Here is a 13,844-nt window from a genome sequence, read left to right as displayed (position 1 = left end):
CCGAAAGATCCCACGGTCGGGACGAAGAGCTGGCCTGCAATCGAACAAAGAGCTGATCATAAATCTTGACACACCAAACCCCCATGTGAGCAATCCAGAATCCTTCCTTGGAGGCAGCCTGATTGCTTCGTCGCTTCGCTCCTCGCGATGATGAGGAGAGATTTTACGCCGGCGTCAGCTTCGCAACTTCCCCCTTCATGTCCTCCAGCACACCCGAGATCGCCGCGGTCAGTTCGTCGATTTGGGCCCTGGTGGCGATCAGCGGCGGGCAGATGGCGATGGCATCGAGCATGTTGCGGGAGATAACGCCGCGCTCCTGCAGCATGCGGCTGGCGATGCCGCCGACGGCGCCGGGCGTAGCGGCTGCGGTCTTGCGCTCCTTGTCGAGCACGAGCTCGAGGGCGGCAATCATGCCGACGCCGCGGACCTCGCCGACCAGCGGACCGCTGGCGAGCTCGCGCAGCTTGCCTTGCATGTAGCCGCCGAGTTCGGCAGCATGCGCGACCAGGCCGCGCTCCTCGATGATCTTCAAATTCTCAAGCGCAATCGCCGAGCCGACGGGATGACCGCCCGCGGTGAAGCCGTGGCCGAGCACGCCGATCTTGTTGCTCTCGTCGGCGATCGGCTCGAACATGCGGTCGTTCAGCAGGATCGCCGACAGCGGGAAATAGCTCGACGTGATCTGCTTGGACACCACGATCGCATCGGGCTTGATGCCGTAGGTCTCGCAGCCGAACATCTTGCCGGTGCGCCCAAATCCGCAGATCACCTCGTCGGCGACCAGCAGGATGTCGTACTTCTTCAAGACCTTCTGGATCTTGTCCCAATAGGTCGCCGGCGGAACGATGACGCCGCCCGCACCCATCACCGGCTCGCCGAAGAAAGCCGCGATCGTATCCGGGCCCTCCTTCTGGATCAGCGCGTCCAGTTCCTCGGCCCGGCGCGTCGCGAACGCCTCCTCGCTCTCGCCGGGTGCGCCGTCCTTGTAGAAATGCGGCGAGCCCGTGTGCAGGATGTTCGGCAGCGGCAGGTCGAACGAGCGGTGATTGTTCGGCAGGCCCGTGAGGCTGGCCGAGGCGATGGTGACGCCGTGATAGGCGCGCAGGCGGCTGATCACCTTCTTGCGCTGCGGCTGGCCCAGCGCGTTGGAGCGGTAGGCGATCAGCTTCAGCACCGTGTCGTTGGCTTCCGAGCCGGAATTGGTGAAGAACACCTTGCTCATCGGCACCGGCGCGAGCGCGACCAGCTTCTCGGCGAGATCGATCGAGGGCCCGTGCGATTTGGCCGAGAAAGTGTGATAGAACGGCAGCGCCTGCATCTGCTTGTGCGCGGCGTCGACCAGACGCTTCTCATTGAAGCCCAGCCCGACGCTCCACAGGCCGGCCATCGCCTCGAAATAGCGATTGCCCGCGGCATCGAACACGTAGGGACCCTCGCCGCGCTCGATCACGAGAGGACCGGCCTGCTGATGGGTGCGCGCGTTGGTGTAGGGATGGAGCTGGTAGGCCACATCCCGGGCCTCTTGCGAATTCGGCAGCATGGACATTTGCAGGGATCCCTAAAGTCGTGACGTCGCCAGCACAGCCAGCATCATCACTTGATGATCAAGTTACTTGGCTATTTCGATGAGACAAAGCTTGCAACGCCAATCCGTCGGCAGCAAGCGCTCAGCAGCGTTGCACAAAGCCGCATATCGGGATTGGGCGGCTTTTTAGGCCGCGTCGTCGTCATCCCCGTCTTCAGCGGTGGCGGCCTCCCTCACCTCGACGAGCGCCATCGAGAGCAGATAGACCGTCGTGGGCAAGCCGACGCGGCGCGCCGTCTCGACGGCACGCGACAAATCGCTTGCCAGCTCCTTGAGGTGTTCTCCCCGGGACAATGTCTCAACCCCACCCCGCCGATCGCGGCCGCCTACACCGCAACGGCGCCGCTGGTTCTGATCAGTTCGGCGCTGGAATGGATTGTAGCAAAATTCCCGATGACATTCACTACGGCACGCTTGTAGGCGGCGGCATCACCCGTGCCGGGCTGCCGGCAGGCCACGGCGTCAGTGATCACCTCGTAGCGATGGCTGCGGTGAAACCCGTCCACGGCGGTGGCCAGGATGGTCTCGTCCAGGGAAAATCCGGCCAGCACGCAGCGCACATTGTGGATATTGGACATAAAGTCCACAAACCGCGACGAGCTGTAGGCGGACGGCAGCGGATGCTCGAACATCATTTCTCCCGGACGCGGCTTTGCCTCCGCGATCCAATCGGTCAGCCTCGATGCCGGATTGAACCAGGCCGCCTGCGCGATGCGCTTCAAATGCATCACCGGCCAGAGATTGCTGCGCCACAGCGTCAGCAGTTCCAGGCAGCGTGCGGTGGCGGCATCACCGCCGAGGATGACGTGGCGGCGCCCAGGGGTCAGATATTCGACCTGCAGGTCCGCGCAGACCAGGATCGGCGGATCATCGTGGATGGAAACCGGCATTGTCTTGCGCGCAGTTGCACCTAGCTCAGTGATCGGCGGCCGCGAGGTGCCGCAGCGGCGAGGTCACCGCCCGCCCCGCCGAGGCATCGAGCACGCCCGGCCGGTCCCAATCGCCTTCGGGCCGGATGATCACATAGGGATCGCTGTCCAGCGTGATGGCGTTCGGGCCCGGCTCGATCTCCAGCAGCATCTCGGTGTAGGAGAAATCGGAGAAGGTGATCTTGCGATTGTGGCCGAGCGGCTTGGCGCCGAAATGGGCCCAGAAATCCACCAGGCGGTCCTGCGCCTGGCCGTAAATCTTGCGGAAGCCCTTGCGCTTCACATAGTCGACGCTCGCCTGCACCAGCTTGAACGAGACGCGCGAGCGCCGGTACTGGTGACGCACCGCAAGCCGCTCCACCTTGGCGAAATCGCCGAAGAAGCGCACCCGCAGGCAGCCCGCGGGCTCACTACCGACGAAGCCGATGAAATGCGCGGCGACCATGTCGTTGCCGTCGAACTCCTCCTCGAACGGACAATTCTGCTCGGCGAGATAGACTGCGGAACGGATCGCGGTGACCAGCATGAGATCGCTGGGATCGCGCGCAAGGCGAATGGTAACGGCGCGGGAATCGGGCTTGGAGAGAGGAGTTCTAGTACCGTGCATCTGCAAAACTCCTTGCTTGGATGATCGCACCGGGCATGCGCATCGGCCGGCGATGCCAGGGGCGCTCGTAGCACCAGAGGTCGGGTTGGAAGCTCGGAACGGGGGCAAAGCCGGTCGCTCTCATGATGTCGCGTCCGGCCACGGTTGACGGCTGCGCATAGCAATCGGCGCCGCGAAACCTTAGCTGTCGCAGATGAGCCGCGGCCTTGCCGAGACCGGCGATGCCGCGCCCCGTCGCCGCGATCGCCCAGATGTAGATGGCCGCAACGTCGTCCTTCGCTGAAGCGAGATGGCGCGTCTCCGGTGCAGTCAGGCAGATCTCGTCGAGCAGCAGCGCATCGTGCCCGCGATCATTGAGGAACAGGAAGGCCATGCCGCCGAGCAGACGTCCTTTCCGGCTGAAAGTCAGGATGCTCTGAGGATCGAACGTGAGATATTTCGAAAGCTCCGCCGCCTCGATCCGCACGCCCGGCACCAGCCGATGCGCCATCTCCGAAAGCGCCGCGATTTCGGAAGATTGCGCACAACGGACATCGACGTCCGGACTCAGCGGCAGCGCATCGAAATCATGCCGTGCGTCAAACGAGCCCCTTTCCATACCGATATCGCCTCTCTATCGTTTGCCGCTTTCGTACCCCGCTATGAGGACGAGCTTAGCGGTTGGGGACCAAGAGTATGCAGCAGTTATTGCACCGGGGTGCTGCGATGATGCAGCACCGTGAAGAAGCCCTGGGCGCGTCCTGGGACGATTTGAAGCTGTTTTTAGCGTGCGCAAAATATAAAAGTTTTCGCAATGCAGCCGAAGAGCTCGGGCTCACCTCCACCACCTTGATGCGCAGGATCGACCGGCTCGAAGAGAGCATCGGCTGCAAGCTGTTCCTGCGCGACCAGAGCGGGCTCACGCTCAGCGATGAAGGCACCGCGATGATCGCCGACGTCGCGCATATGGAGCGTCACGCCTTCAACGTCTTCCGTCGCGCCTCGCGTTCGTCGAACGACACTGCCGGTACCGTGCGCGTCGCGGTGACGGAGGGGCCCGGCAATTTCTGGATTCTGCCGCGGCTGATCGATTTCCAGAAGACTTATCGCAAGATCACCGTCGATCTGCGCTGCGCGATGGAGCAGGCCGACGTCGCCCGCCTGGAATCCGACATCGCGATCCAGCTCGAGCCACCGACCAATCCGGATCTGATCGTCGCCAAGCTGGGCCGGCTGCACATCTATCCGTTCGTCTCCAAGGAGTACGAGAGCCTCTACGGCGTCCCGGCAACGCTCGCCGAACTCAAGAACCACCGCATCATCAAGCAGAGCGCGCCGCAAGTCGACGACGGCGCCTATGCCCGCGTGCTCGGGCTGACGTCGCTGGAGGGCATCGTCGGCATCAAGATCAACTCCTCGGTCGGCGCGCTCTATGCCGTCGAACGCGGCGCCGGCATCGGCTTCCTGCCGACGGTTTCGATCGCGCTTGGTGCGCCGCTCGTCGCCGTCGATCTCGGCGTCAGCCACCACGCCGATCTCTGGCTCACCTATCACAAGGAGTTCCGCACCTCCGAGCGGCACAAGATTGTGGTCGACTGGCTGAAGAAGATCTTCGATCCCAGGACCTATCCCTGCTTCCGCGACGAGTTCATCCATCCGAACGCGCTGGTGCCGATGATGACGGCCGCGCGCGACGGATTTGGGCTGACCGGCTATGTTGCGACAACACCCGCATAAACTTCAGCTCACCATTTGTATTCGAAGCCGACCGTGCCCTGGTGCGACGTGAGCTCGTTGCGGAGCTTGCCGTCGTAATTGACGTAGAGCCGCGCGACGCTGGTCAGGCTGAGCGAGGCCGAGGCGCCGGCATCCATGCCGTAGCGACTCTCGCCGATGCCGGGGACGACGATGCTCTGGGTGCCCAGGCTGACCTGGATCGATCCGAGGTCCTGGTGGAAATTGTCGACGAACTTGCCGTGGGCGGACAGGTCCAGGATCTTCTGGTCGATGACGAAATAGCGGCCGATCTCGGCCCCGATCATGATACGCGCACGCGACAGCGCTGTTGCGCCGACGTTGATCGGATCGAGGCCGCCGGCCTCCTGGAACGCCGCGCTGGTGGCACGCACATATTCGACCGCGCCCTTCGGCACGATGCGCATCTGGTCCTTGGTCCAGTAATAGCTGATCTCGGTCAGCGCGCCGTCGACCGCGGCGCTGTAGCCCGCCCGCGCAAGCCCAAGGCCGGTATCACGGCTGGAACGGACCTTGCCAAAGCCGTGCACCACCGCAAAGGCCCAGGTCCAGGGCCCCTTGTCGACGGAGCCATTGAAGCCGATTTGGGTGAGGTCGAGTGTCGCGGACTGGAGCGCCAGGGGCACGTCGATGTCGGTGTGGCTCTGGTCGACCGAAAAGCCGATACTGACACCCGGCGCGAGACGTGCGCCGATGCCGGCGACGCCGCCAAAGGTCTTGCGCTTGTCGCCGACGAAGTCTCCTTGCGCATCGGTGCGGACCGAGATGCCGTAGCCCTCGAACCAGGTGCGGTAGCGCGGATCTTCGGTGCTCGCCGATGCGCCGCCGCCGCCGGGATTGGTTCGCAACGCCCGGTTGAAGCCGCTCGATGCCTGGTTGCCGAGGCGCTCCAGGAAACCTGAGCCGAGATTGAGCGTGCTGTTGCCGGCCGACTGGTCATAATTGGCCGAGGTCGGCATCGGGACCGGGGTCGGCGACGGCGTGGGTGTCGGGGTCGGCGTCGGCGTTGGCGTGGGACTTTGCGCGAGGACGGTCGTAGCCGCCGACATCGTCACGATGAGCGCAAACGCCATAAGTGTGAAGGTCGTGGCGACCGCTGCCGCGAGCCGGCGGACACGGTTCAGCCCGATCGTCTGCCGTGTCCCTGGTGGCTGCGCAGTGCAGCGCATGACGACAAAACCCGAAGCAAATGGCGGCGCGCAAAAATGCAACATGAGCGGCACACCCATGAGCTGATTTGCGCCGAACTGTTACGGAGGGTCAACCAGCTGACGCCTCCAGATAAGGGGGATTGCTCCTGATTGTGGTTCCCCGGCCACAGGTCGAAATTGGGCCCGGGCACGTCCGGGGCGATCTTGAAATTCGTGCTCTGCTTGCTAACGCACGGTTTTCATGTTGCAATATTGGCCACAACGGAATTGGCCGCTGGCTGTGCGTTTCGCGACATTGAGACTCAAGACTCGACAGACTTTCGGAAGGCCGTTTGTGGCGTGGCACGCGAAAAAGCGGCCGCGTCTTTTTTCTATCTAGTGGAGGAGACTAGCGATGCCACAAAAGGGCACCGTCAAATGGTTCAACCCGACCAAGGGCTATGGGTTCATCAAGCCGAACGGCGGCGACAAGGACGTGTTCGTCCACATCTCCGCCGTCGAGCGCGCCGGACTCTCGACCCTCAACGAGAACCAGGTGGTTGAATACGACCTCGTGGAGAACCGCGGCAAATCATCCGCGGAGAACCTCAAGGTCTCCTGATGCCTCTCACGACACGCGAGAGATCATGACGTTGCCCCCGGCTCTGCCGGGGGATTTTGTTTGGGACACGTAATCGAACGGGTAGCGGGTGAGCCCGGGACCGTCTTTTACCCCACCACAGGCGCAATCAGAAAATTCTCCGACGCCGCGCTGCCCACCGTCCTGCACACATCACCCTCGATCCGGACCTTGCCGGTCGCGAGCAGCCGCAGCGCCTCGGGATAAATGCGGTGCTCGATTTCGAGGATGCGCTCGGACAGCGTATCCACCGTGTCGTGATCGCTGACCGGGACGGCGCCCTGCATCACGATCGGGCCTGCGTCGGTCTCTGGAATGACAAAGTGCACCGTCGCACCGGATAGCTTGACGCCGGCACGCAGGGCCTGGCCGTGCGGATCGAGACCGGGGAAGGACGGCAGCAGCGACGGATGGATGTTGAGCATCCGCCCGTACCAGGCCTTGGTGAAATCCGCCGTGAACAGGCGCATGAAGCCGCCCAGGCAAATCAGCTCGATGCCGTGCCGGTCGAGCGCGGCTTGCAATACTTTCTCGAAGCCGGCGCGATCCTTGCCGAACGGCTTGCTCTCGATCACCTCGGTCGTCACGCCGCTCGCCCTGGCCCGTTCCAGCCCCGGCGCACCGGTCTTGTTCGAGATCACCAGCGAAATCTCCGCCGGAAAATCCGCCGAGCTTGCTGCCTTGATCAGCGCGGCCATGTTGGAGCCGCGGCCGGAGATCAGGATGGCGACGCGGCGCTTCATCACAGCGCCAGGTCGAGATGGCCGTTATAGACGACGCGGTGCTCGCCCTCGGCGGGAATCACGGTGCCGAGCTGCGCCACGGTTTCGCCGGCATCGGTGAAGACCTCGACCACCTGGTCGACCTTGTCGGGCTCGACGATCGCGATCATGCCGATGCCGCAATTGAAGGTGCGCAGCATTTCGAGCTCGGTGATGCCAGCCTGCGCGGCCAGCCATTTGAACACCGGCAGCACCGGCAGGCGTGCGAGGTCAATGCCGACGCCGAGGTTCTTCGGCAGCACGCGCGGAATGTTGTCGGTGAAACCGCCGCCGGTGATGTGGGCTAGCCCCTTCACCGCGCCGGTCTCGCGGATCGCACGCAGGCAGGATTTGACGTAGAGCCGCGTTGGCGTCAGCAGCGCGCCGCCGAGCGTCATGACCGGCGCAAACGGCGCCTGCGCCTGAAAGCCGAGACCGGATTGTTCCACGATCTTGCGCACCAGCGAGAAGCCGTTGGAATGCACGCCCGACGACGCGAGCCCGATCACGGCGTCGCCTGCCGCGATGTCCGGGCGCGGCAGGAGCGTACCGCGTTCGGCGGCGCCGACTGCAAAGCCGCCGAGGTCGTAATCGCCGTCTTTGTAGAGGCCGGGCATCTCGGCCGTTTCGCCGCCGATCAAGGCGCAGCCGGATTCGCGGCAGCCCTCCGCAACACCCGCGACGATCGCGGCGGTGGCCTCCGGATCGAGCTTGCCGCAGGCGAAATAGTCCAGGAAGAACAGCGGCTCGGCGCCCTGGACCACGAGGTCGTTGACGCTCATTGCGACAAGATCGATCCCGATGCCGCCATGCAGCCCGGTCTCGATCGCGATTTTGACCTTGGTGCCGACGCCATCGGTGGCGGCGACCAGGACGGGGTCCTTGAAACCGGCCGCCTTGAGATCGAACAGGCCGCCGAAACCGCCGATCTCGGCGTCGGCGCCGGGCCGCGCGGTGGCGCGCACCATCGGCTTGATCAGGTCGACGAGACGGTTGCCCGCGTCGATATCGACGCCTGAATCGGCGTAAGTGAGGCCGTTTTTGCGGTCGGTCATGCCCGATTTCCAGTGGGTTTGCGGCTGGTTACGTCGAATTCCGGGGACACGCAATGGCAAGCGTGGCGCCCCGCGCTATAGTATGTAGATATCAACCGGTTCAGCCTCCCTAGGGGCCGGATCCGAGGTCAGGCCGGGTGCCGGGAAGCGCCGCGTGAGTATTCCGAATATCATTACCCTGGGCCGCATCATGCTGGTCCCGATCATCGTCTGGGCCATCGTGTCGAGCCAAATGGAGGTGGCGTTCGCGGTCTTCCTGATCGCCGGTATCAGCGATGCCGTGGACGGTTTCCTGGCCAAGCGGTTCAACATGGCGAGTGAGCTCGGCGCCCTGCTCGATCCGCTCGCGGACAAGGCGCTGCTGGTCTCGATCTACATGGCGCTCGGCATCTGGGGGGCGATTCCGCGCTGGATCGTCATCCTGGTGGTCTCGCGCGACATCATGATCGTCACCGCCGTGATCGTATCCTGGCTGTTCGACCGGCCGGTCGAGATGAAGCCATCAAAGGTGTCCAAGCTCAATACTGTGGCACAAGTGGCATTCGCGGCGCTGGTGCTGGCGGCGCTTGCCTTCGGCTTCAAGCCGGCACCCTATGACATGATCCTGATGGGCCTCGTCGCGGTATTCACGCTCTCCTCGGTGTCGCTCTATCTCGTCGAGTGGCTGCGGCACATGAGCACGATTGAGGCCAAATGAGTGGATGTGGCCCCGCAAAAGGCCAACTCCCGCTCGAAAGTCGAATCTTTTCAGACGAGGCCGGGACGCCGGCACGGAGCAAGGCAAGCGTGGCAGGCCGCGTTCATCCCCGACAATTGGCGTTTTCGCTGCCGCATGCGGAAAGCCTCAGCCGGGACAATTTCCTTGAGGGTCCCGCCAACGCGGTCGGTCTAGGCCTGATCGACGCCTGGCCGGAATGGCCGAACCGGATCATGTGGTTGACCGGCCCCGAAGGCAGCGGCAAGAGCCATCTCGCCGCGATCTGGGCCGAGGTATCAGGCGCCCGCTCGACCACGGCCGATGCGCTGACCGCCGCCGCGGTCCCGGGCGCGCTCGCGACCGGAGCGCTGGTGGTCGAAGATCTCAAGGCAAAAGAGTTTGACGAGCGCGCCCTCTTCCACCTGATGAATCTCGCCCGCGAGGATGGCGCCTACGTCCTCTTCACCGGGCGCGAGGTACCCGCATCGCTCGAGATCGAGCTTCGCGACCTGCGCTCGCGTCTGCGCGCCGTGCCGGTGGTCGCGTTGCTGTCGCCGGACGACCAGCTTTTCCGCGGCCTGATCGTCAAATTCTGCGCTGACCGCCAGCTCACGGTGGATGAGAGCGTCGTCAGCTACCTCGCGACCCGGCTGGAGCGATCCTCGGCCGCCGCCCGGCGGGCGGTAGAATTGCTCGACAGCGAGGCCCTGCGGCTTGGCCGCCCCGTCACCCGGGCGCTGGCGGCTGAGCTGCTTCGGGACGTCTGACCCGTCCGCCGGCACCAGCCGCTTGACGCGGTGGAACGGCGGAACATCAATGTCATCGAGATGAATACGCCGGTAGCGTTACAACCCGACGATGGCCAAATCATCCTTTTGGACCGCTGGCGAGTTACGTTATCGGCAACGTCATCGAAACGTCATCGCTCTAACACATGCTCCCGCCGATTTTGCGCGTAAGTCGCAATTGGGGTGAACTGGATGGATCGACTTCTCATGGACTCTGCGCAAGCTGTTGAAATCAAAGAAAAAGCCCCGGAAACGGAGAGCCTGCCGGCGATCGCTTCGAGCCCCGAACGGTTCATCAACCGCGAGCTGTCCTGGCTGCATTTCAACCGCCGCGTCTTGGAGGAATCGGTCAATCCCAGCCATCCCATGCTGGAGCGGGTGCGATTCCTGTCGATCTCGGCAAACAATCTCGACGAGTTCTTCATGGTCCGCGTCGCCGGCATCAAGGCCCAGGTACGCGAGGGCATTGCCGAGCGCAGCCCAGACGGTCTGACCCCGTCGGAGCAGCTTGCGTTGATCAATCGCACCGTCTCCCAACTTGCCTCCGACCAGCAGGCGATCTGGCGCGACCTGCGCGGCACGCTCGCCGAGGTCGGCATCGTCCTGGTCGACGGCAAGGACGTCACCAAGCCGGAACGGAGCTGGATCGAGGACTACTTCCTCAACAACGTGTTCCCGCTGCTGACGCCGCTCGCAATCGATCCGGCCCACCCCTTCCCGTTCATTCCGAGCCTCGGCTTCACCATCGCGCTCCAGCTCACGCGCGCTGCCGACGGCAAGCAGATGAACGCCCTGATCCGCATGCCCGGCAAGATCGACCGCTTCATCCGCCTGCCGGCCGAAGGCAAGGCCGTCCGGCTGATTTCGCTGGAACAGGCAACCGCCCTGTTCATCAATCGTCTCTTCCCCGGCTACAATCTGCACGGCCAGGGCGCTTTCCGCATCATCCGCGACTCCGAGCTCGAAATCGAGGAAGAGGCCGAAGACCTGGTCCGCCTGTTCGAGACTGCGCTGAAGCGGCGGCGGCGCGGGTCGGTGATCCGTCTCGAGATCGACGCCAAGATGCCGGAGCAGCTGCGCAGCTTCGTGCAGCATGCGCTGTCGACGGCTGACGACGAGGTGTTTCTGGTCGACGGCGTGCTCGCCATGAACGAGCTTTCGCAGCTCACTCGTCTCGACCGTCCCGACCTCGAATTCACCCCTTACGTGCCTCGCCATCCCGAGCGGGTGCGCGAGCATGCCGGCGACGTCTTCGCTGCGATCCGGCAGAAGGATCTCATCGTCCATCACCCCTACGAGTCCTTCGACGTGGTGGTGCAGTTTCTGCAGCAGGCCGCGCGCGACCCAGATGTAGTCGCGATCAAGCAGACGCTCTACCGCACCTCCAACAACTCGCCGATCGTGCGCGCGCTCGCCGAAGCCGCCGAGGCCGGCAAGTCGGTCACGGCGCTGATCGAGCTGAAGGCGCGCTTCGACGAAGAGGCCAACATCCGCTGGGCGCGCGACCTCGAGCGCGCCGGCGTGCAGGTCGTCTACGGCTTTCTCGAACTGAAGACGCACGCAAAGCTCTCGATGGTGGTGCGCCGCGAGGGCGGCAGCCTCACGACTTACGTGCATACCGGCACCGGCAATTATCACTCGGTGACCGCGCGCATCTACACCGACCTCTCCTACTTCACATCGGACCCGACCATCGGCCGCGACGCGGCTCGCGTGTTCAATTTCATCACGGGCTATGCCGCGCCGAGCGATCTGGAGAAGATGGCGGTGTCGCCATTGACCTTGCGCAAGCGCATCATCGAGCACATCCAGGGCGAGACCGCGCATGCACGGCACGGCCGGCACGGCGCGGTCTGGATGAAGATGAACGCGCTGGTCGACCCCGACATCATCGACGCGCTCTACGAGGCCTCGCAGGCCGGCGTCCAGGTCGATCTCGTCGTGCGCGGCATCTGCTGTCTCAGGCCCGGAATTCCCGGTCTGTCGGAGAACATCCGCGTCAAGTCGATCATCGGACGTTTCCTGGAACACGGCCGAATCTACTGCTTCGGCATGGGCCAAGGCCTGCCGAGCGCAAAAGCGGCTGTGTATATCTCCTCGGCCGACATGATGCCGCGCAACCTCGACCGCCGCGTCGAGGTGCTGTGTCCGCTGCAAAATCCCACGGTGCATCAGCAGGTTCTCGAACAGATCATGGTCGCGAACCTGAAGGACAATGAGCAGAGCTGGCAATTGTTGCCGGACGGGTCCTCAACGCGTATGAAAGCCGCGAAGGGCGACGAGCCTTTCAACGTCCACAACTACTTCATGACGAATCCGAGTCTGTCTGGCCGTGGAAAGTCGCTCAAGGAATCCTCGCCGCGCCGTCTCACGCGGCGCAATGAACGTCATCAATCCTGATCCCGGATTCTCAACGTGAAGCAGCCGCGCAAGCGCGGCTCGAGCGTCGCGGTCATCGACATCGGTTCGAACTCGGTCCGCCTCGTCGTCTATGAGGCGCTGGCGCGCAGCCTCATTCCGATCTTCAACGAGAAGACGCTGTGCGGCCTCGGGCGCGAGGTGCAGAGCACGGGCCTGCTCGCGCCCGACGCCGTCGACAAGGCGCTGACCTCGCTGAAGCGGTTCCGCGCCCTGTGCCGCGTGATGCAGGTCGGACACGTGTTCGCGATTGCGACGGCCGCCTGCCGCGACGCCTCCAACGGTCCCGACTTCATCGCGAAGGCCGAGCGCATCTGCGCCGTGAAGATCGAGATCCTGTCGGGCCCGCGCGAAGCGCGGCTGTCGGCGCTCGGCGTGATCTCCGGCGTCCATCATCCCGACGGCATCGTCGGCGATCTCGGCGGCGGCTCGCTCGAGCTGATCGACGTGCGCAGGAACAGCGTGCGCAGCGGCGTGACGCTGCCGCTCGGTGGCCTCGCGCTCCAGGACCTCGCACACAAATCGCTCAAGCGCGCCGACCGCATCGTGCGCGAGGCGCTCGACGAGGTGCCGCAGCTCGCCGCGGGCCGCGGCCGCACTTTCTACGCGGTCGGCGGCACCTGGCGTGCGCTCGCGCGTATCCACATCATCCAGAGCGGCTATTCGCTCCAGGTGATGCACGGCTATTCGATTTCGGCGGCCGAGGCGCTCGACTTCTCGCGGCGTCTGCGCCGGCTTGCGGCCGCCGACATGCTGGCCGATATCGAGGTCGTTGCTGATGCACGCCGCCCCCTCCTCACCTATGCCGCCCTTGTGCTCGAGCACATCATCCGCGTGGCGAAGCCGAAAACCATCGTGTTCTCGACCTTCGGCGTGCGCGAGGGTTTGTTGCACGAGAAGCTCTCGGATTCCGAACGCAACAAGGACGGGCTGATCTGCGCCGCAGAGGAGCTCAACCAGCTGCTGTCGCGCTCGGCGAAGCATGCCCGCGAGCTGATCGCCTGGACCGACCGCCTTGCGCGCGTCGTGAAGCTGCGAGAGACCGAAGAGGACCGCCGCCTGCGCCACACCGCGTGCCTGCTCTCCGACATCGGCTGGCGCGTGCACCCCGATCATCGCGGCGAGCAGACGCTGAGCCTCGTCGTTAATGGCAATTTCGGCGCGATCACCCATACCGAACGCGCCTTCGTCGGCTTGTCGGTGTTCTATCGCTATGCGGGCCTGAGCGAGGAGAACCAGCCGCCGGCTACCATGCAGGGCCTGCTGACGCCGGCGCAGCTCGAGCGCGCCCGCCTCCTGGGAGCAGCGTTCCGCGTCGCGCACCTGATTTCGGCGGCGCGGCCGGGCGTGCTACCCGCCACGCATTTCCGCAGCCAGAGCCGCAAGCTGATGCTGGTGTTCGAACACCGCCTCGGCGACCTCGTCGCCGACCGCGTCGGCAGCCGCTTCCGCCAGCTCGCCCGCCTGATTGGCCGCGCCGGCTCGATCGTCCGGCGCTAA

Annotated in this window: 14 protein-coding genes; 6 read left to right on the top strand and 8 right to left on the bottom strand. The window is 64.2% G+C overall.

The window, feature by feature from the left end:
- Positions 1-163 precede the first annotated feature (163 nt).
- From IVA87_RS29460 to IVA87_RS29440, 5 genes are all read right to left on the bottom strand, one after another.
- On the bottom strand, positions 164-1,546 hold the full coding sequence (locus tag IVA87_RS29460; protein ID WP_247304230.1) for an aspartate aminotransferase family protein: 1,383 nt from the start codon (positions 1,544-1,546) through the stop codon (positions 164-166).
- 165 nt (positions 1,547-1,711) lie between these two features.
- Complete coding sequence (locus IVA87_RS29455; protein WP_247304231.1) at positions 1,712-1,879, bottom strand: hypothetical protein; 168 nt, start codon at positions 1,877-1,879, stop codon at positions 1,712-1,714.
- Positions 1,880-1,911: 32 nt separating this feature from the next.
- A complete protein-coding gene (locus IVA87_RS29450) occupies positions 1,912-2,475 on the bottom strand; it encodes an isochorismatase family protein (protein ID WP_247336414.1) in 564 nt (187 codons plus the stop codon).
- A 25-nt stretch (positions 2,476-2,500) separates the two neighbouring features.
- Entirely contained in the window at positions 2,501-3,121 is a 621-nt protein-coding gene (locus tag IVA87_RS29445) for a GNAT family N-acetyltransferase (protein WP_247304233.1), read from the bottom strand.
- Positions 3,108-3,719: a hypothetical protein gene (locus IVA87_RS29440; RefSeq protein ID WP_247304234.1), complete on the bottom strand. Its 612-nt coding sequence runs from the start codon at positions 3,717-3,719 to the stop codon at positions 3,108-3,110. The genes IVA87_RS29445 and IVA87_RS29440 overlap by 14 nt, the downstream gene beginning before the upstream one ends.
- 77 nt (positions 3,720-3,796) lie before the next feature.
- Here IVA87_RS29440 and IVA87_RS29435 point away from each other — a divergent pair, with 77 nt between their 5' ends.
- Entirely contained in the window at positions 3,797-4,837 is a 1,041-nt protein-coding gene (locus IVA87_RS29435; protein ID WP_247304235.1) for a LysR family transcriptional regulator, read from the top strand.
- A gap of 8 nt (positions 4,838-4,845) precedes the next feature.
- Here the strand turns inward: IVA87_RS29435 and IVA87_RS29430 are convergent, their stop codons facing one another.
- Positions 4,846-6,024, bottom strand: a complete 1,179-nt coding sequence (locus IVA87_RS29430) for an autotransporter outer membrane beta-barrel domain-containing protein (protein ID WP_247336411.1) — start codon at positions 6,022-6,024, stop codon at positions 4,846-4,848.
- 376 nt (positions 6,025-6,400) lie between these two features.
- Between IVA87_RS29430 and IVA87_RS29425 the strand changes: the two genes are divergently transcribed.
- Positions 6,401-6,607: a cold-shock protein gene (locus IVA87_RS29425; protein ID WP_008551638.1), complete on the top strand. Its 207-nt coding sequence runs from the start codon at positions 6,401-6,403 to the stop codon at positions 6,605-6,607.
- Positions 6,608-6,714: 107 nt separating this feature from the next.
- Here the strand turns inward: IVA87_RS29425 and purN are convergent, their stop codons facing one another.
- A complete protein-coding gene (purN, locus tag IVA87_RS29420; protein ID WP_247304238.1) occupies positions 6,715-7,368 on the bottom strand; it encodes a phosphoribosylglycinamide formyltransferase in 654 nt (217 codons plus the stop codon).
- Positions 7,368-8,441: a phosphoribosylformylglycinamidine cyclo-ligase gene (gene purM / locus IVA87_RS29415; RefSeq protein ID WP_247304240.1), complete on the bottom strand. Its 1,074-nt coding sequence runs from the start codon at positions 8,439-8,441 to the stop codon at positions 7,368-7,370. Before purM ends, purN begins: the two co-directional genes overlap by 1 nt.
- 154 nt (positions 8,442-8,595) lie before the next feature.
- On the opposite strand from purM, the gene IVA87_RS29410 reads away from it, so the two are divergent.
- The 4 genes from IVA87_RS29410 to ppx all read left to right on the top strand — a co-directional run bounded on the left by IVA87_RS29410 (position 8,596) and on the right by ppx (position 13,844).
- Entirely contained in the window at positions 8,596-9,138 is a 543-nt protein-coding gene (locus IVA87_RS29410) for a CDP-alcohol phosphatidyltransferase family protein (RefSeq protein ID WP_247304242.1), read from the top strand.
- Positions 9,139-9,227: 89 nt separating this feature from the next.
- Positions 9,228-9,905, top strand: a complete 678-nt coding sequence (locus IVA87_RS29405) for a DnaA/Hda family protein (protein WP_247304244.1) — start codon at positions 9,228-9,230, stop codon at positions 9,903-9,905.
- A gap of 228 nt (positions 9,906-10,133) precedes the next feature.
- Positions 10,134-12,326: an RNA degradosome polyphosphate kinase gene (locus tag IVA87_RS29400; RefSeq protein ID WP_247336421.1), complete on the top strand. Its 2,193-nt coding sequence runs from the start codon at positions 10,134-10,136 to the stop codon at positions 12,324-12,326.
- A gap of 15 nt (positions 12,327-12,341) precedes the next feature.
- On the top strand, positions 12,342-13,844 hold the full coding sequence (ppx, locus tag IVA87_RS29395) for an exopolyphosphatase (RefSeq protein ID WP_247304246.1): 1,503 nt from the start codon (positions 12,342-12,344) through the stop codon (positions 13,842-13,844).

This window comes from Bradyrhizobium sp. 147 (genome assembly GCF_023073935.1).
Classification (GTDB): domain Bacteria; phylum Pseudomonadota; class Alphaproteobacteria; order Rhizobiales; family Xanthobacteraceae; genus Bradyrhizobium.
The sequence above is the reverse complement of the archived record's forward strand: the minus strand, read 5'-3'. Positions and strand labels throughout refer to the sequence as shown.